Annotated in this window: 26 protein-coding genes; 8 read left to right on the top strand and 18 right to left on the bottom strand. The window is 53.0% G+C overall.

Annotated features, from left to right (window positions below; genetic code table 11):
• Positions 1–29: 29 nt before the first annotated feature.
• From chbG to osmE, 7 genes are all read right to left on the bottom strand, one after another.
• Positions 30–788 (bottom strand): chitin disaccharide deacetylase, encoded by a 759-nt coding sequence (gene chbG, locus F4V72_RS04395; protein WP_023248014.1) that lies wholly within the window; start codon positions 786–788, stop codon positions 30–32.
• A 12-nt stretch (positions 789–800) separates the two neighbouring features.
• Positions 801–2,156, bottom strand: coding sequence for a 6-phospho-beta-glucosidase (locus tag F4V72_RS04390; RefSeq protein WP_053509405.1), 1,356 nt, complete (start codon positions 2,154–2,156; stop codon positions 801–803).
• Between the two features lie 124 nt (positions 2,157–2,280).
• Complete coding sequence (gene chbR / locus F4V72_RS04385) at positions 2,281–3,123, bottom strand: transcriptional regulator ChbR (RefSeq protein ID WP_023248012.1); 843 nt, start codon at positions 3,121–3,123, stop codon at positions 2,281–2,283.
• Between the two features lie 10 nt (positions 3,124–3,133).
• Complete coding sequence (gene chbA / locus F4V72_RS04380) at positions 3,134–3,481, bottom strand: PTS N,N'-diacetylchitobiose transporter subunit IIA (protein WP_000459884.1); 348 nt, start codon at positions 3,479–3,481, stop codon at positions 3,134–3,136.
• 50 nt (positions 3,482–3,531) lie between these two features.
• On the bottom strand, positions 3,532–4,890 hold the full coding sequence (chbC, locus tag F4V72_RS04375; RefSeq protein WP_053529803.1) for a PTS N,N'-diacetylchitobiose transporter subunit IIC: 1,359 nt from the start codon (positions 4,888–4,890) through the stop codon (positions 3,532–3,534).
• An 82-nt stretch (positions 4,891–4,972) separates the two neighbouring features.
• Positions 4,973–5,293: a PTS N,N'-diacetylchitobiose transporter subunit IIB gene (gene chbB / locus F4V72_RS04370; protein WP_000412161.1), complete on the bottom strand. Its 321-nt coding sequence runs from the start codon at positions 5,291–5,293 to the stop codon at positions 4,973–4,975.
• A 300-nt stretch (positions 5,294–5,593) separates the two neighbouring features.
• Positions 5,594–5,935 carry an osmotically-inducible lipoprotein OsmE gene (osmE, locus tag F4V72_RS04365; RefSeq protein WP_001039301.1) on the bottom strand — a complete coding sequence of 114 codons (342 nt, stop codon included), beginning with the start codon at positions 5,933–5,935 and terminating at the stop codon, positions 5,594–5,596.
• A 216-nt stretch (positions 5,936–6,151) separates the two neighbouring features.
• Between osmE and nadE the strand changes: the two genes are divergently transcribed.
• The gene (gene nadE / locus F4V72_RS04360; RefSeq protein WP_023248010.1) at positions 6,152–6,979 is read left to right on the top strand and encodes an ammonia-dependent NAD(+) synthetase; all 828 of its coding nucleotides are present in this window, start codon (positions 6,152–6,154) and stop codon (positions 6,977–6,979) included.
• Between the two features lie 120 nt (positions 6,980–7,099).
• On the top strand, positions 7,100–7,981 hold the full coding sequence (gene cho / locus F4V72_RS04355) for an excinuclease Cho (protein ID WP_053529805.1): 882 nt from the start codon (positions 7,100–7,102) through the stop codon (positions 7,979–7,981).
• 74 nt (positions 7,982–8,055) lie between these two features.
• On the opposite strand, the gene spy is transcribed toward cho, so the two are convergent.
• From spy to astC, 6 genes are all read right to left on the bottom strand, one after another.
• On the bottom strand, positions 8,056–8,541 hold the full coding sequence (gene spy, locus F4V72_RS04350; protein WP_001229001.1) for an ATP-independent periplasmic protein-refolding chaperone Spy: 486 nt from the start codon (positions 8,539–8,541) through the stop codon (positions 8,056–8,058).
• A 335-nt stretch (positions 8,542–8,876) separates the two neighbouring features.
• Entirely contained in the window at positions 8,877–9,845 is a 969-nt protein-coding gene (gene astE, locus F4V72_RS04345; protein ID WP_070803566.1) for a succinylglutamate desuccinylase, read from the bottom strand.
• Positions 9,838–11,181, bottom strand: a complete 1,344-nt coding sequence (gene astB, locus F4V72_RS04340) for an N-succinylarginine dihydrolase (protein ID WP_063390380.1) — start codon at positions 11,179–11,181, stop codon at positions 9,838–9,840. Before astB ends, astE begins: the two co-directional genes overlap by 8 nt.
• Entirely contained in the window at positions 11,178–12,656 is a 1,479-nt protein-coding gene (astD, locus tag F4V72_RS04335; protein ID WP_080070597.1) for a succinylglutamate-semialdehyde dehydrogenase, read from the bottom strand. The genes astB and astD overlap by 4 nt, the downstream gene beginning before the upstream one ends.
• On the bottom strand, positions 12,653–13,687 hold the full coding sequence (astA, locus tag F4V72_RS04330; RefSeq protein ID WP_136058243.1) for an arginine N-succinyltransferase: 1,035 nt from the start codon (positions 13,685–13,687) through the stop codon (positions 12,653–12,655). Before astA ends, astD begins: the two co-directional genes overlap by 4 nt.
• Positions 13,678–14,904, bottom strand: a complete 1,227-nt coding sequence (gene astC / locus F4V72_RS04325) for a succinylornithine/acetylornithine transaminase (RefSeq protein ID WP_136058242.1) — start codon at positions 14,902–14,904, stop codon at positions 13,678–13,680. The genes astA and astC overlap by 10 nt, the downstream gene beginning before the upstream one ends.
• Before the next feature lie 445 nt (positions 14,905–15,349).
• Between astC and xthA the strand changes: the two genes are divergently transcribed.
• Together xthA and F4V72_RS04315 are read left to right on the top strand one after the other, a co-directional pair.
• Positions 15,350–16,156, top strand: a complete 807-nt coding sequence (gene xthA / locus F4V72_RS04320; RefSeq protein ID WP_023248003.1) for an exodeoxyribonuclease III — start codon at positions 15,350–15,352, stop codon at positions 16,154–16,156.
• Between the two features lie 72 nt (positions 16,157–16,228).
• The gene (locus tag F4V72_RS04315; protein WP_053509420.1) at positions 16,229–16,645 is read left to right on the top strand and encodes a pyrimidine (deoxy)nucleoside triphosphate diphosphatase; all 417 of its coding nucleotides are present in this window, start codon (positions 16,229–16,231) and stop codon (positions 16,643–16,645) included.
• Here F4V72_RS04315 and F4V72_RS04310 read toward each other — a convergent pair.
• Positions 16,605–16,880, bottom strand: a complete 276-nt coding sequence (locus F4V72_RS04310) for a YnjH family protein (protein ID WP_023248001.1) — start codon at positions 16,878–16,880, stop codon at positions 16,605–16,607. The genes F4V72_RS04315 and F4V72_RS04310 overlap by 41 nt on opposite strands.
• A gap of 238 nt (positions 16,881–17,118) precedes the next feature.
• Here F4V72_RS04310 and gdhA point away from each other — a divergent pair, with 238 nt between their 5' ends.
• Positions 17,119–18,462 (top strand): NADP-specific glutamate dehydrogenase, encoded by a 1,344-nt coding sequence (gene gdhA, locus F4V72_RS04305; RefSeq protein ID WP_053509427.1) that lies wholly within the window; start codon positions 17,119–17,121, stop codon positions 18,460–18,462.
• Positions 18,463–18,491: 29 nt separating this feature from the next.
• On the opposite strand, the gene topB is transcribed toward gdhA, so the two are convergent.
• The 3 genes from topB to F4V72_RS04290 form a co-directional block, all read right to left on the bottom strand.
• Positions 18,492–20,441 carry a DNA topoisomerase III gene (gene topB, locus F4V72_RS04300; RefSeq protein WP_023247999.1) on the bottom strand — a complete coding sequence of 650 codons (1,950 nt, stop codon included), beginning with the start codon at positions 20,439–20,441 and terminating at the stop codon, positions 18,492–18,494.
• A gap of 4 nt (positions 20,442–20,445) precedes the next feature.
• Entirely contained in the window at positions 20,446–21,489 is a 1,044-nt protein-coding gene (gene selD, locus F4V72_RS04295; RefSeq protein WP_053509430.1) for a selenide, water dikinase SelD, read from the bottom strand.
• Between the two features lie 117 nt (positions 21,490–21,606).
• Complete coding sequence (locus F4V72_RS04290) at positions 21,607–22,158, bottom strand: NAD(P)H nitroreductase (RefSeq protein WP_023247997.1); 552 nt, start codon at positions 22,156–22,158, stop codon at positions 21,607–21,609.
• A 173-nt stretch (positions 22,159–22,331) separates the two neighbouring features.
• Between F4V72_RS04290 and sppA the strand changes: the two genes are divergently transcribed.
• The 3 genes from sppA to pncA all read left to right on the top strand — a co-directional run bounded on the left by sppA (position 22,332) and on the right by pncA (position 25,979).
• Complete coding sequence (sppA, locus tag F4V72_RS04285; protein WP_114048762.1) at positions 22,332–24,188, top strand: signal peptide peptidase SppA; 1,857 nt, start codon at positions 22,332–22,334, stop codon at positions 24,186–24,188.
• Between the two features lie 92 nt (positions 24,189–24,280).
• Positions 24,281–25,297, top strand: a complete 1,017-nt coding sequence (ansA, locus tag F4V72_RS04280; protein WP_053529810.1) for an asparaginase — start codon at positions 24,281–24,283, stop codon at positions 25,295–25,297.
• Positions 25,298–25,322: 25 nt separating this feature from the next.
• On the top strand, positions 25,323–25,979 hold the full coding sequence (gene pncA / locus F4V72_RS04275) for a bifunctional nicotinamidase/pyrazinamidase (RefSeq protein ID WP_053509437.1): 657 nt from the start codon (positions 25,323–25,325) through the stop codon (positions 25,977–25,979).
• 154 nt (positions 25,980–26,133) lie between these two features.
• On the opposite strand, the gene F4V72_RS04270 is transcribed toward pncA, so the two are convergent.
• On the bottom strand, positions 26,134–26,412 hold the full coding sequence (locus F4V72_RS04270; RefSeq protein ID WP_053509439.1) for a YeaC family protein: 279 nt from the start codon (positions 26,410–26,412) through the stop codon (positions 26,134–26,136).
• Between the last annotated feature and the right edge of the window lie 11 nt (positions 26,413–26,423).

Below are 26,423 nucleotides of genomic sequence, written 5' to 3'. Positions count from 1 at the left end.
GGCGCATTCTTGCGCCGCAAACTCAGGAGCTAAATATCAAGAAAACTGCCAGGACGATATCCACGTTCCGCAATCGCTGCCTTGAGTGACGCAGACGTCAATACATCCAGTTCAGTTAAGCGGGGGTAACAATAGGCACTCTGGCGAATAATGTTGTCAACAAACGCCGGATGACACATCACCTCCAGAGAGGTTTCTCCTCGGTGCGCCGAAGCATCCAGAATGCGTAAAAAGCACGCTTCGGCGATCTCCTCGCCGTAAAACTCACTACTAAATCCTTGAGTACTGCGCAAATCCGACGGCAGATCGTCTGCGTTCAACACCGTCTGGCGGTCGATACGCAACGCAATCCCGCGCTGCGCCGCAAAGCGGGCGACGATGGGGAAAATTTGCGGGAACATATGCACATGATGGTGGCTGTCGAGATGCGTTGGCTCGCGGCCAAATACTTCGATAAAACGCTGATACTGACACGCCAGTTCATGCGCAATTTCATCCAGCGGAAGCGTATCCTCCTCCGCCATTTGCCAGATCCATTTCCCCAACAGGCCATCTCGCGTCAGGCCCGGCATCTCTGAAACCGGTTTGCCTAACGTCAAAACAAAATGCATTCCCACCCCCAGCGCGGGCAGCTCGCGGCTAAGCTGCGCCGCATGGTCAATAGCCTCGCCATTGACCAGCGCAGTCGTGGAGGTCACAACGCCGTTGCGATATGCTTCAACAATGCCGTAATTTTGCCCTTTACTCAGGCCAAAATCATCTGCATTCACAATCAACACGCGTTCCATAGCCTACCTCTGTCAGAGTTGCTTATCTTTAAGCGCTTCGATGCAAGCAGCAAAATTAGGCAACCATTTTTCATGCGCCAGAATGAGCTCACGCGCCAGGACTTCTGCGTCGCGGTCGGAATGCACCAGCGGACTCAGGTTAAGCGCCAGCAGCACATCATTGAAGTTTCCGCTCAGCGCCGCATTACTGGCTGCGATCTCAAACCCTTTAATGGTATGGATAAGCCCCAGCACTTTTTCGTCAAAACGGGTGATACGCGGGTGCGGCGCCGCGCCATTGCGTCCCAGAATGCAGGTCATTTCCACCGCCCAGTCCGCCGGGATATTCTCTACATGCCCATGATGTGGAATATTAACGTAATGCTCCGTCTGCTTGTCATTATAAATAGCGTTAATGACTTCACAAGCAGCATCGGAATAATAAGCGCCGCCGCGCTGCTCAAGCTCTTTCGGTTTCACGTTTAGCTCAGGATTTTTGTACAAATCGAAGAGTTGTTTCTCCACTTTTTGCACTACCTGAGCGCGCGCACCACCTTTGTAGTATTCGCCCATTTCAATAGCCAACATCTCTTTTTGCTTGAAGTAATACAGCAAATAAGAGCACGGCAGCATGTTCAGCGAGCGAATCAATCCTTCACTAAACGGCAGATCAAAGATATTTTTTACGGTTGACGCTTTCAACTGACCGGACGCCACGCCATCCAGTAATTCTGCGAACCGTGAGGTGCCATTTACCAGCACATCTTTAATAAAGACCATATGGTTTAAACCAAACAGGTCAATGGAAAGATCGTCATTCTCATTCAGCGCCAGCACGTCATGAATAAACATTTTCATGCCGACAGGAATATTACATACGCCGATGAATTTTTTAAAGTTGGTATGGCGATAAACCGCTTCCGTCACCATCCCCGCCGGATTAGTAAAGTTAATGACCCACGCATTCGGACATAACTCTTCAACATCTTTAATGATGCCAAAAATAACCGGAATGGTACGCAGCCCTTTAAATAAACCGCCAGCGCCGTTGGTTTCCTGCCCCAGATAGCCGTGGCTAAGCGGGATACGCTCGTCCAGCTCACGGGCTTTAAGTTGACCAACGCGTAGCTGGGTAGTGACAAAATTAGCGTCTTTCAGCGCTTCCCGGCGATCCAGCGTTTTATACAGTTTTAGCGGAACGCCTGCTTTATCAATCATTCGCTGGCAGAGGTCATAAATAATGTCCAGCTTCTCTTTCCCATCTTCAACGTCAACCAGCCATAATTCAGTGACAGGTAATTCATGGTAGCGTTTAATAAAGCCTTCAAGTAATTCAGGGGTGTAGCTGCTCCCGCCACCAATAGTGACGACTTTTAATTTCTGGCTCATAATATCTCCCTTCAGTGCATGGCACTGATATGTATTACGCTATGCCCGCTCATAAGAAATAGCGTGACGTTCCTCGCGCTATTGGGGCAAGTGTGAAATGTGGTTAATCGAGCAATGCAAACCGTTATTCATTAATTTCCGTCAATCGTTTCCGATAACTATTCGGCGTGAATGAGGTCATTTTCTTAAACGTTTTAATAAACAGGCTTGGACTACTATACCCAGCCTCATAAGCAATATCCGTAACCGAATAGTTGGTCATTTCCAACTGTTTCTTGGCAAAGTTAATGCGAATCTCATTAATGATTTGCATCGGCGTTTTGCTGTAATAACGTCGGGTGGCGCGCGTCAGATACTCCTGGGATTTTGCCGACAGGCGTACCATATTTTCCAGCGCATTTTCGCCAAACTGCGTTTTATCATGCATTATCTCAACGGTTGTTTTCAGCCATTGTGGAATATCATCATAAACCTGCTCTTCGCGGTAATGGCGTAAGCGGTTTATAATATAAAATGTCACCACTTCGATAAATTCGTCGAGCCCATTGCCGCGAAAATTCAGCGATGCAATCACCGTTTCAATATAGGTTAGGAAGGTACTATTCACCCTATATACCTGCGATGCCACAAAACAAAACGGCAGTAACGGAAGATAATGCTGTTCAAAAAAACGTTTACTAATTCCTACGTTCAGGATACGCGTTGCGCCAAACTCATAGAAACTTTGGTGATTCGATCCCACCGGGATAAAAACAAAATCTCCACGTTCCAGCAGCACACGCTTTCCGTTGATTTCCTGGTAATAGCGTCCGGTTAATACCAGGGTAAATTCATAGTAGTCGTGCTGATGCAGCCCGGTGACGCTTTCCGTCTTGTTATAGATAAACACATGGAAATTTTTGCCATTGAAGAGCTGCTGCTCATAAACCGTTTTGATTTCCGTCGCGTTAACCTGTAACTGCATCATCCGCCCCCTGTTATTTCAGTTTCTCATGGAGCTCAATCAACTCGGCAATCAGTTCACGAGCCAGCATTGATGTCATCAAATGATCCTGAGCGTGAACCAGGACCAGACTGACTTTCATTTTACCTTCGCCCTGATCGCCTTCAATGAGTTTTGTCTGCACAAGATGCGCTTCATTGAGCGCCATACGCGACTGGTCCATCATCGCTTTCGCCGCCTCAAAATCGCCTTCTTTCGCTTTTCTGAGCGCGCCATATGCCAGGCTGCGCGCCTGGCCAGAATTGATGATAAGCCCCATAACGACTTCTTCGAGTTCCTCAGCCGCTGTCTGGCTATCTACAACATTTTCAAGATCAAACATAGTCTTTCCTCTGATTTAGCCCGGCATGGCATCCCATGCCGGCGCGGAGTTTAGAATTTCAGTGCGTTAGCGATATCTTCTTCGCTTTCTTCCTGCTCGATGGCGTTCTGCGCTTTGTTGGCAACCACCACGAAGGGGAGATAAATCAGGGTTGCGATCGCCAGGTTAAATAGCGCGACCAGTAATGCGGCGACGCTGCCGTTGGTGTTAAAGAACGCCCCCAGCCCGGTTGGCATGGTCCACGGCGCAATATTGGTAATCGGCGGAATAATACCCAAATAGTAAGCCATCAGCGTAATCGCCGCCAGAATCGGCTGTACCAGAATAAAGGGGATAAACATCACCGGGTTCATAATAATCGGCAGGCCAAACAGGATGGGTTCGTTAATCTGGAAGATACCCGACGGCAGCGCCAGTTTTGCCACCTGGCGATAGTCCGCGCGACGAGATGCGAGGAAGATAGCGATGATCAGACCCAGCGTTGCGCCGCTACCACCGAGGAAGATATAAGAATCCAGCATCGGCTTCGCCCACACATGGAACGTTTTACCCGCTTCCAACGCCGCATCGACGGAGCCAAACTGCTGGTAAATAGAGATGTTTTCCAGCGCCCAGGGTGTCATGATGCCGCTGTCCAGCGCGGTCAGCGCCAGCGAACCATGAATACCAAAGAACCACAGCAGCGGTACAAAAATGACATATGCCCACCCTACCACGCTACCCAGCGATGCCAGCGGCGTAGAGATAGTGTCCATAATAATCTGATGGAAGTTAGAACCGTAATTAGCCAGCGCCCAGGAAATAATCCCCATAATAGAGAGAATAATAAAGCCGGGAATTAATGCTGAGAATGAACGAGACACCGAAGCCGGTACGCTGTCCGGTAGTTTAATCACCCAGTTGCGCCGGACAACAAACGTAAACATCTCCGCGACCACCAGACCAATAATAATACCGGAGATAATATTCGCGCCGCCCAGCCAGTTAGCGCCTACGGCATAGGCCTCGCCTACGCTATACGGCGTTACGGTCATAAATGCCGCCACGGAGAGCAACCCGGCGGCCAGTGCGTCAACCTTACGCTCTTCCGCCAGCGCCATGCCGATAAAAAATGGCGCCATGAGCGACATAATGCCCAATGTGCCGTTATAGACGTTCCCGCCGATGCCTTTCAACCCATTCAGCGTTTCAATGGTTGAGGCATCAAGCCGAATGCCCATGGAATAAAAAAACGACCCCTCCCCAAAGCTCAGGAAAACGTTATTAATTAATACAAACATCGCCCCCGCAAGGGTTAATGGCATTAAACGAATAAAGCCGTTCTTGATTGCATTAACGTGTGGCTGCTTTCCTATTTTTACAGCAAAAGGAAGGAGTACCTTTTCAAGTGAAGCAATGACGTTACTCATAGAAAAATACCCTTAAATACCGCAATAAAATATTGCGGTTAGTGTATGAAATAACTCTTTGACGGGAAAAATTAAAAAATAATTAATTCGCAGCGGCTTTTTTAATTGCCGCTACCGCAGCTTTAAGCACGCCTAAACCATCTACCTTGCCGTACAACATTGAATCAATGACTTCTACCGGTTTACCGGGTAATAAACGCTGAATTTCGGGGAGCATATAAGCAATTTGCGGGCCTAATAACACAACATCCGCTGCCGGGCCTTTTTCACCGGCCAGGGTTTCAGGGAATGCTTCAATAATAACCGGCACTTCATATTTTTCAGCCTGGGCGCGCATTTTCGATACCAGTAATGACGTTGACATGCCCGCAGAACAAAACAGATAAATGTGTTTCTTTTCCATAAAAACCTTCCTCATGTGCGATTATCTGTCAACCAGATACTCCGCAAGCCTCAACCTGCATCCATACTCTGGGCGACTTGCGTAACCGGATTTACTTTTTTAGGTGGCTGAAATGAGTATACGGGATCGGACCGCCGGATGGTATTTCCTTGACCCACTAAATTGTCTCTCATTGACCTGGCGTTATGACCCCCCTCACATTTCGGGCAAATAATTCGCGATAATAAATAAGGTTATTGCCGACACAAAAAAACCGGCTCGTTGGCCGGTTTCCTTGAATGTTCAGGCAATGTACAGTTGTTACTGCTTCGGCGCCTGTGGGTCAGTATCGTACTCCGCACAGGTCTGATAGCCGGAGTTAATCACGTGCCCAGTATCATCCAGCGCAACAAAGTAGGTTTCCGCTTTACCATCACGTTGACCCAGGATGTAGGTCTGACAGGTACCGCGCGCATGAATCATGCTCACTTCAGATGACGGTTTGCCCGCAATCTGCGCAACCTGCGCCCTGCTCATGCCTTTTTTAACGTCTTTAACGACAGGCTCAACAAATTGGTCTTTTGTACGATCATACGCCGTACAGCCTGCCAGCATAGTCATTACCGCCGCTGCGCTTAAAATTCCTGCTACGTTCTTGTTCATTTTCCGTCCTCTTGTTTATCAGCGTGTTATGTAAGCCTGGAATACATCAGAACATTTTTCAAGCCGCGGCTCGCCACAAAAAGTCTTTCGGAAAATTCTCTACGCAGATACATGTTGGTTTAAACACCGCTTAGCCCGTCAAACCTTGTCGTTTCAGCGGCAAAGGGTTAGCTTTAACAGAGTAATGATTCATTTTTTAATGTCGAAGGGGGTTAAATGACTCTGCAGCAAGAGATAATCCAGGCGCTTGGCGCGAAACCGCATATCAACCCTGAAGAAGAAATTCGCCGCAGCGTGGATTTTCTTAAAGCGTACCTGAAAACCTATCCCTTTTTGAAATCGCTGGTGTTAGGCATCAGCGGCGGGCAGGATTCGACGCTAGCCGGTAAACTCAGCCAGATGGCTATCGCCGAATTGCGGGAAGAGACCGGCGATAACGCGCTGCAGTTTATCGCCGTTCGTCTGCCTTATGGCGTACAGGCCGATGAGCAGGATTGCCAGGACGCCATTGCTTTTATTCAGCCGGACAGAGTACTCACCGTCAATATTAAAGGCGCCGTCCTCGCCAGCGAGCAGGCGCTGCGCGAAGCGGGAATTGAGCTGAGCGATTTTGTTCGCGGCAATGAAAAAGCCCGTGAGCGAATGAAAGCGCAATATAGCATCGCCGGTATGACTCACGGCGTCGTGGTGGGCACCGACCATGCGGCGGAAGCGGTAACCGGGTTCTTCACCAAATATGGCGATGGCGGTACCGATATTAACCCACTTCATCGCCTTAACAAACGCCAGGGCAAACAGCTTCTCGCAGCGCTGGGCTGTCCTGAGCATCTGTATAAAAAAGTCCCCACCGCCGATTTGGAAGATGACCGCCCCTCACTGCCTGATGAAGCCGCGCTGGGCGTAACGTATGACAATATTGACGATTATCTGGAAGGTAAAACGCTGGACTCCGCCATCGCTAAAACTATCGAAGGCTGGTATGTAAAAACTGAACATAAGCGCCGTTTACCGATTACGGTATTCGACGACTTCTGGAAAAAGTAAGCGTACTTCTACTGTTGTGCCGGATATCGCTCGTCTATCCGGCCTCCTCTCTTCCCAGCCTCTTTTTTAATCACACATCCGCTGTTATACTGGATGAATAACCAGTTAACGGAGAGCACTGTGGTACGGCGTCAATCAGCCCCCCGTCTTGAGTTTGAAGCGGCGGCCATTTACGAATATCCAGAACATTTACGTCCTTTCCTCAGCGAGTTGCCAGCCTTACCAGGCGTCTATGTATTTCATAGCGAAAGCGATACGCTGCCACTTTATATCGGTAAAAGCGTGAATATTCGCAGCCGGGTACTTTCACATCTGCGAACGCCTGACGAGGCCGCTATGCTGCGACAGTCGCGGCGGATAAGTTGGATCTGCACCGCTGGGGAAATGGGCGCTTTGCTGCTGGAGGCACGGCTGATCAAAGAGCAACAGCCGCTGTTTAACAAGCGGTTACGTCGTAATCGCCAGCTTTGCTCTCTACAGTTGAGCGAACAAAAGATTGAGGTCGTTTCCGCCCGCAGCGTCGATTTTTCCCATGAGCCAAACCTGTTTGGCCTCTTCGCCAACCGTCGGGCGGCGCTGCAAAGATTACAGAACCTCGCCGATGAACAAAAATTGTGTTACGGCCTGCTGGGGCTTGAACCGGTAAGCCGTGGGCGCGCCTGTTTTCGTTTCGCTCTGAAGCGCTGCGCTGGCGCGTGTTGCGGACAAGAAAGCCCGCAGACGCATTTTCTTCGTCTGCAGGCATCACTGGAACGGTTACGTGTGGTTTGCTGGCCCTGGAAAGGCGCTATCGCGTTAAAAGAGAGTCGCCCACAAATGACCCAGTTCCACATTATCAACAACTGGTTATGGCTGGGGGCGGTACCCTCGCTGGATGAGGCCGCCACACTAGTGCGCGCACCTGCGGGCTTTGATCAGGACGGCTATAAAATTCTCTGTAAGCCATTAATGTCAGGTCAATATGAGATCATTGAACTGAACACCGGCTATCGCCTGTCATAAAGAAAACCGCCGATCCTGTCCACCTCAACGACTGTGTTGTCGACAAGACCGGCGGTCTTAAATTATGCGGAAAGTTATTCTGCCGCAGCAGGCATTTTACCTTCTTGCGCCGGGCGTTCTGTCAGACGCTTCTCAAAATTAGCGTTATATTGCTTTTTCTGTTCCGGCGTCAGAACGTTATAAATTTTATTCTGGGTTTCCATATGCGCCAGCATATTAGCCTTGCGCTGCGCTTCCATTTTCGTAATTTGCGCTTCGGCTTTGGCTTTATCGAAGGTATCGCTGGCAATAATATCATGCATGGCGCGACGCTCTTCCAGCGGCGGGCGTTTCATTTGCTCGCGCTGCGCTTTCATAATGTCGCGAATTTGTTGCTTCTGCGCGTCCGTCAGGTTCAGGTTTTTAAACATCATATCGTGATGTGGGCCAAACTTACCTTTATGCTGCATCATTGGCTTCGCATCCGCTGGCGCGGCGGTGGTAGTCTCAGCGGCATGAGCCAGATTCGCAGCACCCATCGCCAGGGTAGAGGCAACAAACAGAGCAGTCAGTTTACGCATATTTCCATCCTTCCTTTCAGTTATTTTTACGGCATATTTAAAACAGCGCCGTGTTGTCGTGATTAACTTTAACCGTCTTAGCGTCAATTAGTCATAACAACGGTAAAACAATGAAAGTATAAAAAACACCTTTTCGCCAATTGTGAAGAAAAAAAGAATAAATTGCGCAGAGTTGAAAGAGAAATATACAACAGAATGATATAGCAGAAATTATGCAGAACTATAACGCAGCAACGCTTATTAATAAAGCAATTCTCCAGGAATAATCCGTAATAGCATGAAACTGTGTCCCAAATCATCCCTGTAACCCTAACGTGAGCTTACAGGGACATTTATCAGGGAAGCCTTTCCAGCATTAATCCGGCCCGCAATCCGCAGGCGACGGAGGGGTTAGGAAAGAGAACATATTCAACGTCATGCGTCACCGTCACGCGCTTATCCCCCTCCTCGGCCAGCAACGTTCCCTTTGTAAAGGCAGTAAAATTCAGCGTTTGCGCATCCATATAAAGCGCGAAATTGTCGCTGTGACGCGTGATTTGCGACACCACCCGATAGCGTAGCGGCGGCGAAGACGAGGTTGACGTTTCGAGACCGCTCAGCAGCGCCGACAACGCCTGCGAGGTTACGCTGAACTGCGTCAGATCGTTTTGCCCAAACGGCAGCGCCTTCCCCAACTCCAGCGTACAGGAAAGCGCGCCGAAATGTTCAGAGCTAAAGTGCGTAAATGTACCGCCGGGCGTCTGATGAAATACCAACGCCTCCAGCCCTGCCGCGCCCAGCCACGCCAGAAAATCCGCCTCCCACGGGCGGTCGCGCTGCGGCAGTACACCAAAACGCAAATGATGCGAGCCACGAATGGCGGTATGCAGATCCAGATGCCAGCGTACCCGCGCCTGGCCATATGAAAAGAAGGTCTCCAGACTTAGCTCTAGCTCACGCGCTCGCCGCGTTTCATCGCTTTCGGCAAAGGACTGCCAGCGCCCGCCGAACATACGGTTCATATCACTGTGGCAATAGCGTGTTCCCGCGGCCAGCGCCTGCGGATTGCCGAGTACCACCAGCACTCGCCACGTTAAAGTCAAGCTGCCGGCACACAGTGCCGACAGCAGCTTATCCAGCATCTCTACCGGCGCGGTTTCATTGCCGTGTATACCCGCAGAAAGAATTAACGCGCGGTCGACCGGCGCATCGGGCGTAAGTTCAAGCAGACCATGGCCTAACCAGCGCCAGCGAAAACCCGCGCCCTGCCCATGCGTCACCCGTGGCGTCGTTCCGCTTAGCGTCAACGCCAGAAAGTTATCCATCAGCCGCCCCCGTTTGCTGGAAAGGATAAACCGACCCCAAATCCAGCAGACGCGTTAACACATCCAGCGCCTCCCGGCCTTCTCGCAGTAATAACGGATCGGCAAGATCGGCGCCGGTCAGGCGATCGCGATAATAACGATCCGCCCACGCGTTGAGGGCCGTAAACAGGGCGTCATTCATCATTACCGCTGGATTCACCGCCCGTCGTTCTTCTTCTGTTAACACCACGCGTAATCGCAGACAGGCCGGACCACCGCCGTTGGCCATACTTTCTCGTAAATCAAATACCTGCATCGCGCTGATGGGGTTATCCTCCGCCACCAGCTTATTCAGATAGCGCCAGACGCCGACATGGTCCTGACATTCCTGCGGCAACACCAGCAGCATTGAGCCGTCGTCACGACTTAGCAACTGACTATTAAACAGGTAGGTCGCCACAGCATCTGATACAGAAACCTCGCCGGCGGGTACCTCTATCGCCATAAAACCGTCAACGCGCGTACGCAACTGATTAATGAGCATTTCCTGCCGGGCAAACGCCGTTTCGTGACAAAACAATACCTGTCGATTCGAGACGGCGATGACATCATTATGGAATACGCCTCGATCGATGACCTCCGGGTTTTGCTGAGCGAAGATAACCTGTTGCGGATTCACCTGATTAAGACGCGCCACGGCCTCGCTGGCTTCGCGGGTCTGGCGTGCCGGGTAACGAGCGGGTCGCATTTCATTCTCTTCTTCGCGCCCATAGACAAAAAGCTGCACGCCTGCCGAACCATATTCGCCGCCAAGACGGTTATGATTCGCCGCGCCTTCATCTCCCAATAATGCGACCTGCGGTAACGCGCTATGCACTGAAAACTGGCTTTCATCGCGAAATATGGCGCGTAGCAGTGCTTCGGTAACTGGTGCCTCAATAGAGCGATGAAATTTATTGTTTAAATTCGCCACCGTCAGGTGAACTTTCCCGTCCAGCGCGTCTGCCGATGGGCAAACCGTCGCCGCATTCGCAACCCACATTGACGACGCTGAACTCACGCTGGAAAGCCAGCGTGGTGCCTGACGCGCAACCTTATCCAGAATCTGCTCATCGCTACCCGTGAAGCCGAGCTGACGCAACGCCGGAATAAAAGGCCGCTCATGCGGCGGGATCACGGCCTGGGGAAAACCGGCATCCGCCAGGGCTTTCATCTTTAGCAGCCCCTGCTTTACCGCCAGACGCGGGTTCGACACCTGAAAACGGTGGCGGGTCGATGCCTCATTGCCGAAGGATAGCCCAGCATAATGGTGCGTAAGCCCCACCAGTCCGTCAAAATTAACCTCATACGCCGTCATACCGCCTCCCTGCGAGAAAAGTCGAGGCCGGGGCTTAATGTCGCAGGCAACGTCAGTTCGGGAGATTCCAGACTGGCCATCGGCCAGGCGCAATAATCGGCGGCATACCAGGCGCTGGGCCGATGGTTGCCAGACGCGCCGACACCGCCAAACGGCGCAGTACTCGCCGCCCCGGTGAGCGGTTTATTCCAGTTAACGATCCCTGCCCGCGCCTCCAGCAAGAGCTGTTCGAACTGCGCGCGATCCGTCGACACCAGCCCACACGACAGACCAAAACGGGTATTATTCGCCAGACGAATCGCCTCATCGAAATGATCATAACGCCAGACGCTCAGCAGCGGACCAAACACCTCTTCATCCGGCACATCCGCGACGCCCGTCAGTTCAATGATACCAGGCGTCAGCAGGGAGGTTCCCTCTTTGACCTTCCGCGGCGCCAGTAGCGTGCGTCCGCCTAATGCCTCTCGTTGACGCCAGGCTTCAATGACCTGTTGCGCCGCCTGCGCTGAAATCAGTCCGCCGATAAACGGCTGCGGATCGTCGTCCCATCTGCCGGGCTGCAGACGTCCGGCGACGTCAACCAGACGCGCCAGAAATGCATCTCCCTGCGCACCCTGTTTTACCAGAAGGCGTCGCGCGCAGGTACAGCGCTGTCCGGCGGTAATAAACGCCGATTGCAGCGTCAGATGTACCGCCGCATCCATATTTGCCGCATCCTCAATAATGAGCGGGTTGTTTCCGCCCATTTCAAGGGCCAGGATTTTTTCCGGCTGGCCGGATAGCTGGCGATGAAGCTGATATCCGGTACTGGCGCTGCCGGTAAACAGCAGTCCGTCGAGATCGTCGAGCGAACTTAGCGCTTGTCCGGTCTCCCGGCCGCCCTGCACCAGATTAAGAACCCCTGCCGGTAGCCCCGCCCGTTCCCAGAGTTTTATTACCGTTTCCCCGGTCCATGGCGTTAACTCGCTAGGCTTGAAGATCAGCGTATTGCCTGCCAGCAACGCGGGCACAATATGACCATTCGGCAAATGGCCGGGAAAGTTATAAGGCCCGAATACCGCCAGCACACCGTGAGGACGATGGCGCAACGTCGCGGCGCCATCGGCAAGTTCGTTTTTTTGTTCGCCTGTTCTGGCATGGTAAGCCTTAATCGAGATGGCAATCTTATTGATCATCGCCGTAACTTCCGTCGCCGCCTCCCAGCGCGGTTTACCGGTTTCACGGGCGATGACTGCCGTGAGATCGGTTTTATGCGCCTCCAGCAGGACGGCAAATTTCTCTACGATAGCCTGTCGCGCTGCAAAAGGCTGTCTGGCCCAACGAGGAAACGCCGCGCGCGCTGCCTGGCAGGCCTCGGTGACCTGCGCCGCAGCCGCGTCATTCCCCTGCCAAAGTATCTCCGCGCTCACCGGATTAGTTTTGCTGCGGCGTTCGCCCTGACCGGTTATCCAGTCGCCGTTTATCCATAGCGTCATACGGTTTTCTCCTCTGCGCAAAGACGTACCAGCCGAACGTGGTCGCCCGCGCGACATTTCAGCGCATCCAACTGCGCGGCGGTAAATACAAGTTGTGAAGTCTGCGGATCGGCGCGCACCAGTGCGGCCCGAAAGTGGTGATAGTTTTCATTGGCAACCAGACATGCCGGATAGTCGCCAGGCGCGGGTTGCCCTTCCACGACTTCCACCAGTCGGCTTTTACGAATGGCCCGTACGCGGTCAATATCACACTCCAGCGTCGGCCCGCCGTCGAAGATGTCGATATAGTGGCGATAGCGAAAGCCTTCCTTTTCCAGCACCGCGCGGGCTGGTGCTGTTTGCGGGTGGACTTCGCCAATCACGGCCTGAGCCTCTTCAGATAAGAAATGGGTATAAATAGGATGTTTGGGCATCAGCTCGGCGATAAACGCTTTTTGCCCGGTACCGCATAAAAAGTCCGCCCGGCTGAAATCCATAGAAAAAAAGCGTTTGCCGAGACTTTGCCAGAAGGGAGAATAACCGTGCTCGTCAATGACGCCGCGCATTTCCGCCACGACTTTCTCATTGAATTTATCGCGAAACGCGGCCATAAACATAAAGCGCGATTTTGACAACAAGTAGCCGTTACCCTCTTTACGCCATTCGGGATCGAGAAACAGCGTGCAAAGTTCACTGCTGCCGGTGTGATCATTACTCAGGAATAATGTTGGCAACGCGTTATATACATTCAGCTCTTTGGAGGCATGAACCAACGTACCGACACGATAGTTATACCAGGGGTCGTTAAGGCCGACCGCGACCTCAATGGCGCAGATCCCGCCAACCTCTCCCGTTTCACTGTCCTCGAGAACGAATACATACCCTTGCTCGCTTTTTGGCTGCTCGCCGGACCAGGTTTTTAGCGCGCGTTCAATGCGGGCCGCCAGCGTCGCTTCATTTGCCGGTAGCGAGGTTAAGCCGCCGCCCGTTTTGCCTGCAAGCTGCATCAGCGCGGCGATATCCGCATGTTCGACAGGACGAATCACCCGCATGATGCGCCTCCCGTCTGAAGGCGTTCGCACGCCAGGGCAAAACGATCAAGCCCGGTGGCTATCTCCTCGTCGCTCACATTTAACGCTGGCGCAAAACGCACCACGTCGCCGCCGGCGATAAGCACCATGACGCCTGCTTTTGCCGCTTCCTGGGCGATGAGTTTGGCTTTTCCGGCAAACTCCGCCTGTAATGCACAGCCAAGCAGTAGTCCCAGCCCGCGAATTTCACTGAACATGCCAAAACGTTCGTTAATGGTATTTAACCGTTCAATAAACACATCGTGGCGCTGCCTGACGCCGTTTTGCATCTCCGGCGTATTGATGATATCCAGCACTTTTCCGGCGACTGCCGTCGCCAGCGGATTACCGCCATAGGTGGTGCCATGCGTACCTGGCGTCATGACGCTGGCATAGTCTTGCGTGGTCAGCATCGCGCCGATCGGGAAGCCGCCGCCCAGCGCTTTAGCGGTCGTCAGGATATCGGGCGTAACGCCATAATGGATATACGCATACAGTTCGCCGGTACGTCCAACGCCCGTCTGCACTTCATCAAAAATCAGTAACGCCTGATGCCGGTCGCACAATTCACGTAGCCCCTGCAAAAAAGCTTTCGTGGCGGGGATCACGCCGCCCTCGCCCTGCATAGGCTCTACGATCACGGCGCAGGTATTGTCATCGATGAGCGCACTGACGGAGTTCAGATCGTTATAGGCGGCGTGACGAATATCCGGCGGCAGTGGCGCAAAGTCCTGTGAATAGGTGGGTTGGCCGCCAGCGCTAACGGTAAAGAGCGTGCGTCCGTGGAACGCGTTTTTAAAGGCCACAATGCCGCTTTTATGATTGCCGACACGATCGCGGGCGTATTTGCGCGCCAGTTTTAACGCTGCTTCATTCGCTTCAGCGCCTGAATTACAAAAGAAAACGCGTTCGGCGAAGGTAGCGTCGATAAGTTTTTTCGCCAGTCGCAGCGCCGGTTCATTGGTGTAACCGTTCCCGGTATGCCAGAAGCGGCTCGCCTGTTCATTTAACGCCTCGCGCAGCGCCGGATGCGCATGTCCCAATGCGTTGACCGCGATTCCGCCAGCAAAATCAATATACTCTTTCCCCTGCTGATCCCACAGACGTGAGCCTTCTCCGCGTACGGGAATAAAAGGCGCAGGAACATACACCGGCACCATCCATTCCTCAAAGTTTTCACGCGTAACTGACAGAGACATAGCGACCCCTTTCGGTAAAAATAAAGTTATTTATATGTTAAATAATATGAGTGTTTGCGCTGTAAATGTAGATTGCAGCGTTCGTGCCAGCCAGCGTTAAAATTGCATAAACGGAAGTGATGGACGGTAAATCAATGGCTTACAGCGTAACGATATTCACTTTTACTGCATGAAAAGTGAATATTCCCGCATAGTCGCTGACTAAAAAGAGGAAAAAGCGAAATATTATTCAGTTGCCAAATATAATTCTGGAATTGTGATCTTATACGAAATTTACTGGAAATTACCGCCCCGTTCTGGCGCATCTGCATTCAAACAGCGCCATTTTTGCTCTATAGAAAACACCATACGCTTCCATTGGCCGAATCTGACGATGAGTGGCAGTCACCCGGCAAAATTTCTGCTACCATCCCAACACGATTCACCTTGCAAAGTGGCAGTGACTATGAAATTTGTCTCTTTTAATATCAACGGCCTGCGCGCCCGTCCCCATCAGCTTGAAGCGATTGTCGAAAAACACCAGCCCGATGTGATCGGTCTACAGGAGACAAAAGTCCACGACGAAATGTTCCCGCTCGAAGAGGTTGCGAAGCTGGGCTATAACGTTTTCTATCATGGACAAAAGGGCCATTACGGCGTCGCGCTGCTAACAAAAGCCACGCCAATTTCCGTCAGACGCGGTTTCCCGGATGATGGCGAAGAGGCGCAACGCCGCATTATCATGGCGGAAATCCCCTCGCCGCTGGGTAATATCACCGTCATTAACGGCTATTTCCCGCAGGGGGAAAGCCGGGATCATCCGCTGAAGTTCCCCGCGAAAGCGCAGTTTTACCAGAACTTGCAAAATTATCTTGAAACGGAACTCAAATGCGATAATCCGGTATTAATTATGGGCGACATGAATATCAGCCCGACCGATCTGGATATTGGCATCGGCGAAGAGAACCGCAAACGCTGGCTGCGTACCGGTAAATGCTCCTTCCTGCCGGAGGAGCGTGAATGGATGTCGCGGTTACTGAAGTGGGGATTAGTGGACACATTCCGTCAGGCGAATCCAGAAACGACGGATAAATTTTCGTGGTTTGATTACCGCTCAAAAGGTTTCGTGGATAATCGCGGACTGCGCATCGATCTCTTGCTGGCAAGCGCTCCGCTGGCGGAACGTTGCTCAGAAACCGGTATTGACTATGACATTCGCAGTATGGAAAAACCCTCCGACCATGCGCCGGTCTGGGCGACGTTTCGTGTTTGATTCCGCTATCTGATTAACCGTAAGACCGGGATAGCGCGACGCTTCCCGGCAGGAATAACGACCTTAACGAAAATGATAAAAAAACTCGATGTTGTTGCTGCCATCATTGAACGCGACGGCAAAATTCTGCTGGCCCAGCGCCCAAGTCATGCGGATCAAGCCGGCTTATGGGAGTTTGCCGGGGGTAAAGTCGAACCCGGCGAAACCCAGCCGCAGGCGCTTATCCGCGAACTACGCGAAGAGTTAGGAATTGACGCCACGCCCGGCGTCTATATCGCCAGCCATCAACGCGACGTGTCTGGCCGACGGATTCATTTGCACGCCTGGCATGTGCCTGCGTTTAACGGTCTGATTTGTGCGCTGGAACATCAGGCATTCGCCTGGTGTACGCCGGAGGAAGCGTTGGAGTACCCGCTCGCCCCGGCGGATATTCCGCTATTGCAGGCGTTTATAGCTTTACGCGACGCCAGACTAACGGATTTGTGCTGATGGTTTTTTCGTCACGCTGGCACTGGAGCACTACCCCTTCCACTTTTATTACCGCGCCTTCGGAGTAATTCTGATCCTGGTAAACGCAGCACTGAATGCAGGGCTGGGACGACTGACCGTGCGTGCTGAAAACTTCCGGCGGGACATTCACCTGGATATCAGGACGACTGTTCTGGTTTGCCAGCGCGACCATTGGCATTACCGACATCACGGCGATCACAAGGCTTCGGCGCATAGGATTTCCTTATTTTTCTGGGCATATTCTCAGTATAACGGTAAGCCGCCGCGAAAACTTTAATCCTCTTTCGTCATCGCTTTTAGTTATGACCCTCGCCCCGTTATGAATTTACTTAGCGGCGTTATTTTTTTCTTGCTTACCGTCACATTGCTGATGGTATAGTCGAAAACTGCAAACGCTTATTCTGATAACACGCAAATACAACCACATTAATATATAAGAGGTTTTTATATCTATGGATCAGACATGTTCTCTGGAATCGTTCCTCAACCATGTACAAAAGCGCGACCCGCATCAAACCGAGTTCGCGCAAGCCGTCCGTGAAGTCATGACCACCCTGTGGCCGTTTCTTGAACAAAACCCCCGTTACCGCCACATGTCTTTACTAGAACGTTTGGTTGAACCAGAGCGCGTGATCCAGTTTCGCGTGGTGTGGCTGGACGACAAAAACCAGGTGCAGGTGAATCGCGCCTGGCGCGTGCAGTTCAACTCTGCTATCGGCCCCTATAAAGGCGGTATGCGCTTCCATCCTTCGGTAAATCTTTCCATCCTTAAGTTCCTCGGCTTTGAACAAACCTTTAAAAATGCCCTCACCACGTTGCCGATGGGCGGCGGTAAGGGCGGCAGCGATTTCGATCCGAAAGGGAAAAGCGAAGGCGAAGTGATGCGTTTCTGCCAGGCGCTGATGACTGAACTGTATCGCCATTTAGGGCCGGATACCGACGTGCCTGCCGGTGATATCGGCGTGGGCGGGCGCGAAGTGGGCTTTATGGCGGGAATGATGCGCAAGCTTTCCAATAACAGCGCCTGCGTTTTCACCGGCAAAGGGCTTTCCTTCGGCGGCAGTCTGATTCGCCCGGAGGCGACGGGCTATGGACTGGTCTACTTCACCGAAGCGATGCTTAAACGTCATGGTCTCGGTTTTGAAGGGATGCGCGTCGCCGTGTCCGGCTCCGGCAACGTAGCGCAATATGCCATTGAGAAAGCGATGGCCTTTGGCGCGCGCGTGGTTACCGCGTCGGATTCGAGCGGGACGGTGGTCGATGAAAGTGGCTTCACGCAAGAGAAGCTGGCGCGTCTGTGTGAAATTAAAGCCAGCCGTGACGGTCGCGTCGCTGACTACGCCCGTGAGTTTGGTTTAACCTATCTGGAAGGCCAGCAGCCCTGGAACGTACCGGTGGATATCGCCCTGCCATGCGCGACGCAGAATGAACTGGACGTTGACGCCGCGCGCGTACTGATTGCCAATGGCGTAAAAGCCGTGGCGGAAGGGGCAAATATGCCGACCACGATTGAAGCGACCGATCTGTTCCTTGAGGCGGGCGTACTGTTTGCGCCGGGTAAAGCCGCCAACGCGGGCGGCGTGGCGACATCGGGGCTGGAAATGGCGCAAAACGCCGCGCGGTTGAGCTGGAAAGCCGAGAAAGTGGACGCCCGTCTGCATCACATTATGCTGGATATCCACCACGCCTGTGTGGAGTACGGCGGCGACAATAAGCATACCAACTACGTTCAGGGCGCCAACATCGCCGGTTTCGTGAAAGTCGCCGACGCCATGCTGGCGCAGGGCGTCATTTAATCCCGTCGTCAGGCCAGATGGCTTTGCGCTTATTCGGCCTGACGACCTGTCTCCTCAGCAGGCGGGCTTTTTTTGCCCGCTCGCTTGCGCGGCGCGCTCTTTTTCTTTTCTCCGCCGCCTGGCGCTACAATCCCTCTGAAGCGCTTCACCGGCGTGCGCTTAGCCTGATCGATCAGCTGATACAACGTGCCGACCAACGGTTGCATAAAATCCTGGTAACGGCACTGCTTTTCGCTGATTTGCGTCAGAACAGATTCCCAGTGCGCGGTCATATCCGGACGGGCCGCCATTTCCGGCAGCGAATGTATTAACGCTTTTCCAGCATCGGTAGAATGAATGTAGCGCCCTTTTTTAGTCAGAAAGCTACGCTTGAACAGCAGCTCGATAATCCCGGCGCGCGTGGCTTCCGTCCCCAGCCCATCGGTCGCACGCAGGATCTTTTTCAGATCTTTATCCTGCACGAAGCGGGCAATTCCGGTCATCGCGGAAAGCAATGTCGCATCAGTGAAATGACGCGGGGGCTGGGTTTGGCGTTCGACCACTTCCCCCTTTTCACACAGCAACTCATCACCTTTCGCGACAACCGGCAGCGGCGTACCGTCGTTCTCCTCGTCGCGCTCTTTACTGCCCAGTAACGTCCGCCAACCGGCCTCCGCCAGAAAACGCGCTTTGGCGACAAATTTCCCTTTGGCGATTTCCAGTTCAATAACGCATTTACGAAACACCGCGTCCGGGCAGAACTGCATCAGGTACTGACGCGCAATCAGGGTATAAACTTTCGCTTCATTTTCCGTCAGATGGACAGAAGAACTGCGCGCCGTCGGAATAATCGCGTGGTGCGCATCCACTTTTTTGTCATCCCAGCAGCGATTGCGCGTATCAGGATTAACCACAGGCTGCGGCAGTAAATCCGGGGCGTGGACGCTAATCGCGTTCATTACCGCGTGCCGTCCGGCAAAGTGTTCTTCCGGCAGATAACGGCAGTCGGAACGCGGATAGGTAATCAGCTTGTGGGTTTCATATAGCTTCTGACAAATATCAAGCACGTTTTGCGCGCTCAGGCCAAAGCGTTTGGCGGCTTCAATCTGCAGCGTCGAGAGCGAAAACGGCAGCGGCGCGGATTCTGATTCCCGTTTATCATTATAACTGGTTACCAGAGCGGGCTGACCGTTGATCCGGTTCACCACATGCTCCGCCAGCGGACGATGAAGCAAACGCCCCTCTTCATCCTGATAAGGTTCGCACGCCTCGCTCGGCTGCCAGATAGCGGTAAAACGCTCGTCGGCAGGCGTAACGATGTGCGCCTTCACTTCAAAGAAGTCTTTGGCGACGAAGTTCTCAATCTCTTCATCTCGCCGCACCACCAGCCCCAGTACCGGCGTCTGCACGCGTCCCACGGATAACACGCCCTGATAGCCCGCATTACGGCCCAGGATCGTGTAAGCGCGGGTCATATTAATGCCATACAGCCAGTCCGCTCGCGCTCGCGCCAGCGCGGAGACGCACAGCGGCACGAAGTCGCTGTTCGCCCGTAGCCTGTCGATAGCACGCTCGACCGCCTGCGGGTTAAGGTCGTTTATCAGACAACGCTGCACCCGCTGGCGCTTTTCGGCAGAAAGCTGGAGATAATCCAGCACTTCATCAACCAGAAGCTGCCCTTCACGATCCGGGTCGCCGGCGTGAATAATTTCACCGGCTTGATGCAAAAAGCGCTTAATCACGTTGAGTTGTTTGGTGACGGAAGGTCGAGGCTGAAGCTGCCATTTTTCCGGCACGATAGGCAGGTCAGCCAGATTCCAGCGCGCATAACGGCTGTCATACGCATCGGGCTGCGCCTGTTCCAGCAAATGACCAATACACCAGGTGACGACCTGCCCGTTTCCGCATTCAATAAAACCATCGCCTTTACGGTGCGGCTTTGGCAGCACATCCGCAATGGCGCGCCCCAGACTCGGTTTTTCGGCAATAAACAACCGCATCAGGTTAACGAATCTCAACCATAGCACGACCGCCGCGGGCGTCGACCAGCTCGCCAATCGCGGTCAGATCGATACCAAATTCCGCCGCGGTGGCTTTAACGTCGTCTTCGGCGTCCGGCGTTACCGCCAGCAGCAAACCGCCTGACGTTTGCGGATCGCACAGCAGGCTACGAACTTCACGCGGCATGTCGCCCATCAGATGACCATAGCTGGCGAAGTTGCGCTCTGTGCCGCCTGGTACGGCACCCAGAGCAATATACTCTTCCACGCCCGGCAGTTTAGGGATGTCCTGATAGCAAAGCAGCGCCTGCACGCCTGCGCCCTGGCACATCTCGCTCAGGTGCCCCAGCAGACCAAAACCGGTAACGTCAGTCATGGCTTTTACGCCGTCGATATTGGCAAACGCCGCGCCAGCAACGTTCATCCGACACATGACTTCCGTCGCCAGCCCCTGATGTTCAGGTTTAAGCAGCGATTTTTTCTCGGCGGTGGTCAACACGCCAATCCCCAACGGTTTGGTCAGAAAGAGTTTGCATCCAGCCTGCGCGGTACTGTTTTTCTTCACCCGTTCGGTCGGCACCACGCCAGTGACCGCGAGACCAAAGATCGGCTCCGGGGCATCAATAGAGTGTCCACCCGCCAGCGCAATACCGGCCTGACGGCAGGCAAAACGCCCCCCCTCGGTCACTTCACGCGCAATATCGGGCGACAGGGTATTAATCGGCCAGCCAAGGATCGCGATCGCCATAATCGGTTTACCGCCCATCGCAAAAATATCGCTGATGGCATTTGTTGCCGCAATGCGGCCAAAATCAAACGGATTATCGACTATCGGCATAAAGAAGTCGGTGGTGCTGATAATACTGGTGCCATTACCCAGATCGTAAACCGCCGCATCATCGCGGGTTTCATTACCCACCAGCAGATTCGGGTCGACGAACTTCGCCTGCTCGCTATGCAGGATAGTCTCCAGCACTTTAGGGGAAATTTTACAACCGCAACCAGCGCCGTGGCTGTATTGCGTTAAACGAATGGCTTGCTCGCTCATGGACATCTCCTGTCATTGCATTCGCGCTATGGTAGCGCTCATTCCCTGATGTGGTAAGTATCACTGTCTGAATTACCGCGCCTTTGCTCAGAATCCAGACAGTTTTATCCCTCAGCGTCAGAAATAACGCACAAACGGCGTGGGGTCGGGGGTACTGATCGTCGTTGACGCTTTGAGCTGCGGCGTGCCGAGATAGAGAAAACCAACAATTTTATCCTGAGGGCGGCACTCAAAGGCTTCCCGCACGATAGCGCTCTCAGTTAACGCGCCGCTACGCCAGATACCATTAAACCCTTGCGCAATCGCCGCCATTTGCATTGCCATCACCGCGCATCCGGCGGACATCTCCTGTTCCCACACGGGAACCTTATGGTTTTCTTCGCATCTCGCCACCACGGTAATGATCAGCGGCGCGCGAAACGGCGCATTACGCGCTTTTTCGATCGCTTTCTCATCCTCCCCGGCAGCGGCAGCGCCTTGTTCAAGCACGGCGCTGAAACGGTCGCGCCCCTCTCCTTCAATCACAAAAAAACGCCACGGCTGTAGAGACTTATGATCGGGAACTCGCATTCCTGCCCGCAGAATGTTCTGTAATTGCTCTCCGACAGGCGCCGGTTCTGCGAGACGAGAGGCGCTACGACGGTTGATCAGCAGTTCTAGTGCATCCATTTGATTAACTCCAGCAATGATATTTATTCACAAAATTAACACGGGAGCGGATTTTGTTACAGCACAGGCAGTGATTCCTGCTGACAACTGCCTGATGGGTCATTACGATAGCCACATCTTAATGCTTTATCCTCATCAAGGTATAAGCGTTGTTACTCAGATAGGGAGAATACATGCGAACCCTGTGGCGATTTATTGCCGGATTTTTTAAATGGACGTGGCGATTGTTGAATTTCGTCCGTGAAATGGTACTCAACCTGTTCTTTATTTTTCTGGTCCTGGTGGGCGTTGGGATCTGGATGCAGATCGGTAACGGCAGCAACAGTGAACAAACGGCGCACGGCGCTCTGCTGCTGGATATTTCCGGCGTCATTGTGGATAAACCGTCCACCAATCATCGTCTGGGCGCGCTGGGTCGCCAGTTGTTTGGCGCCAGCTCCGACCGTCTGCAGGAAAACTCCCTGTTTGACATTGTCAACGCTATTCGTCAGGCGAAAGATGACCGTAACATCACCGGTATCGTTCTGGATCTGAAAAACTTCACCGGCGCCGATCAGCCATCAATGCGCTATATCGGTAAAGCGCTGCGCGAATTCCGCGACAGCGGCAAACCGGTTTTTGCCGTGGGTGAAAACTACAGCCAGGGTCAGTATTACCTCGCCAGCTTCGCCAATAAAATTTGGCTTTCCCCACAGGGTCAGGTAGATCTTCACGGCTTCGCTACGAATGGCCTGTACTACAAAACGCTGTTGGATAAACTGAAAGTTTCTACCCACGTTTTCCGGGTCGGCACCTATAAATCCGCCGTCGAGCCGTTTATCCGCGACGATATGTCGCCCGCCGCCCGCGAGGCCGACAGCCGCTGGATAGGCGAACTGTGGCAGAACTACCTGCATACCGTTTCCGCCAATCGCCAGATTTCGCCACAACAGCTCTTCCCTGGCGCGCAGGCTATTATCGACGGGTTAACCAGCGTGGGCGGCGACACCGCCAAATATGCACTCGACCATAAACTGGTGGATGCCCTCGCCTCCAGCGCAGACATTGAAAAAGCGCTGACGAAGCAGTTTGGCTGGAGCAAAACCGAAAATAACTATCGGGCGATCAGCTATTACGATTATTCGCTGAAAACGCCTGCGGGTAACGGCGGTACTATTGCAGTTATTTTCGCCAATGGCGCAATTATGGATGGCGAAGAAACGCCAGGGAATGTCGGCGGCGACACTACAGCATCGCAGATCCGCGACGCACGCCTTGATCCTAAAGTGAAAGCAATTGTGCTGCGCGTCAATAGCCCAGGCGGTAGCGTCAACGCCTCCGAAGTTATCCGCGCCGAACTGGCGGCGGCAAAAGCGGCTGGCAAACCGGTGGTGGTCTCAATGGGCGGCATGGCGGCCTCCGGCGGTTACTGGATCTCTACGCCGGCAAACTATATCGTGGCCAGCCCCAGCACGCTGACGGGTTCAATTGGCATCTTCGGCGTCATCAATACGGTAGAAAACAGCCTGTCGTCGATTGGCGTACACAGCGACGGCGTCTCCACCTCGCCGCTGGCGGAGATTTCGATGACCAAAGCGCTGTCGCCGGAAGTGCAGCAGATGATGCAACTCAGTATTGAGTACGGCTACAAACGCTTTATCACGCTGGTGGCAGAAGCGCGTAAGCGTACGCCGGAACAGATTGATCAAATCGCTCAGGGCCATGTCTGGACAGGAGAGGACGCGAAAGCCAATGGTCTGGTGGACAGTCTCGGCGACTTTGACGATGCCGTCGCCAAAGCGGCAGAGCTGGCGAAACTGAAACAGTGGCATCTTGATTACTATCAGGACGAACCAACGGTCCTTGATATGGTAATGGACAGTATGACCGGATCTGTACGCGCCATGCTGCCGGAGGCTATTCAGGCGATACTCCCGGCGCCGCTCGTTTCCGCCGCCAACACGGTGAAGGCCGAGGGGGATAAACTGGCGGCATTTAACGATCCGCAAAACCGTTATGCGTTCTGTTTGACTTGCGCGAACGTTCGCTAATGCTTCATCAATAGCCATGCCGGATGGCGGTTACTTATAGCTGCCATCCGATAATCATTAATACGTCCTTTGCGACACGACTAAACATTATCATGCAAAAGAAATCAATTTACGTTGCCTATACCGGCGGTACTATCGGTATGCAGCGCTCAGATCAGGGGTATATCCCGGTGTCCGGGCACCTTCAACGTCAGTTGGCGCTGATGCCGGAATTCCACCGCCCGGAGATGCCGGATTTTACCATCCATGAATATGCCCCGCTGATGGATTCATCAGATATGACGCCGGAAGACTGGCAGCATATCGCTGAAGATATCAAAGCGCACTACGATGAGTATGACGGTTTTGTTATTCTGCACGGCACCGACACGATGGCGTTTACCGCATCGGCGCTCTCTTTCATGCTGGAAAATCTGGGCAAACCGGTTATTGTGACAGGGTCACAAATTCCGCTGGCTGAGCTGCGCTCCGACGGGCAAATTAATTTGCTGAATGCGCTTTATGTCGCCGCCAACTACCCTATTAATGAAGTAACGCTGTTTTTTAATAATCGTCTGTTCCGCGGCAATCGCACGACCAAAGCACATGCGGATGGTTTCGACGCTTTTGCCTCTCCTAATCTGCCGCCCTTGCTGGAAGCGGGAATTCACATTCGCCGTTTAAATACGCCTCCCGCGCCCCACGGCTCTGGTGAATTAATCGTTCATCCTATTACGCCGCAGCCGATAGGCGTAGTGACTATTTATCCGGGGATTTCCGCCGAGGTAGTACGTAACTTTCTGCGTCAGCCGGTAAAAGCGCTGATTCTGCGCTCTTATGGCGTAGGCAACGCGCCACAAAATAAAGCGTTTTTACAGGAGCTGAAAGAGGCCAGTTCACGCGGCATCGTGGTCGTTAACCTGACGCAATGCATGTCAGGGCGAGTCAACATGGGCGGGTACGCTACCGGTAATGCGCTGGCGCACGCTGGCGTGATTGGCGGTGCCGATATGACCGTCGAAGCCACCTTAACCAAACTGCATTATTTGTTAAGCCAGGGTCTGGACACTCAGGCGATTCGTAGCGCGATGGCGCAAAACTTGCGTGGTGAATTGACGTCGGATGATTAAAAATCCCGACGACAAGGAGGATATAATGACAAACCGGGCCTTATTACTGGTCGACTTGCAAAATGACTTTTGCGCCGGCGGCGCGCTGGCTGTGCCGGAAGGCGACAGCACTATCGATATCGCCAACTCTCTTATTGACTGGTGCCAGCCCCGCCAGATTCCGGTGCTCGCTAGCCAGGACTGGCATCCCGCGAAGCATGGCAGCTTCGCCAGCCAGCATCAGGCGGAACCCTATAGTCAGGGAGAGCTGGACGGTCTGCCGCAAACGCTCTGGCCGGATCACTGCGTTCAACATACCGACGGCGCGGCGTTACATCCCCTGCTTAGCCAACATGCGCTCGACGCCACCATTTATAAGGGTGAAAACCCGCTGATTGACAGCTACAGCGCGTTTTTTGACAACGAACATCGGCAGAAAACTACCCTTGATACCTGGCTTCATGAGCGTGACGTTACCGAGCTTATCGTGATGGGGCTGGCGACCGATTACTGCGTAAAATTTACGGTGCTGGATGCATTACAGTTGGGCTATGCCGTTAACGTGATCACCGATGGCTGTCGCGGCGTGAATATTCACCCGCAGGATAGCGCGCACGCGTTTATGGAGATGGCAGCGGCAGGCGCGACGCTGTATACGCTGGCAGACTGGAAAGAGACGCAGGGACCGGATACGTCGCGTTAGCATCGCTGCCAGACAAAGCTCAACGCAGGCAGGAGAGCGTTTCTAACGAAACTCTTCTCGTTTCAATGCCAAAACAAAACGCAACATCATATACAGCACAACTCATCGGCAATGAAAGAGCCGGATGGCGGCTACGCCCTCTCCGGCCTACCAATTACTGCATTTTCAATGTCGTAATCGGCTTTGACGTAATACCGAAATCCGCTTTGAGCTGCTGCTTACTTTTCATCACCATCTGACCATGAGTATCGATCGTCATATGTTGCGCTTCGGTATTGTGCCGCGCCTGCCATAGCATCACCAATTGCAGGCTGTTTTCTTTCTGTTCCGGCGTTAACGCCACACCGTCCGGCCATTTACCCAACTCAACAGCGGTGGATAAACGTTGATACACTTCCGGCGTCATGCTGTTAATGATCTCATCAAGATTCATGATGTATCCGC

The sequence above is a fragment of the Salmonella enterica subsp. diarizonae genome, from assembly GCF_008692785.1.
Lineage (GTDB): Bacteria > Pseudomonadota > Gammaproteobacteria > Enterobacterales > Enterobacteriaceae > Salmonella > Salmonella diarizonae.
The sequence above is the reverse complement of the archived record's forward strand: the minus strand, read 5'-3'. Positions and strand labels throughout refer to the sequence as shown.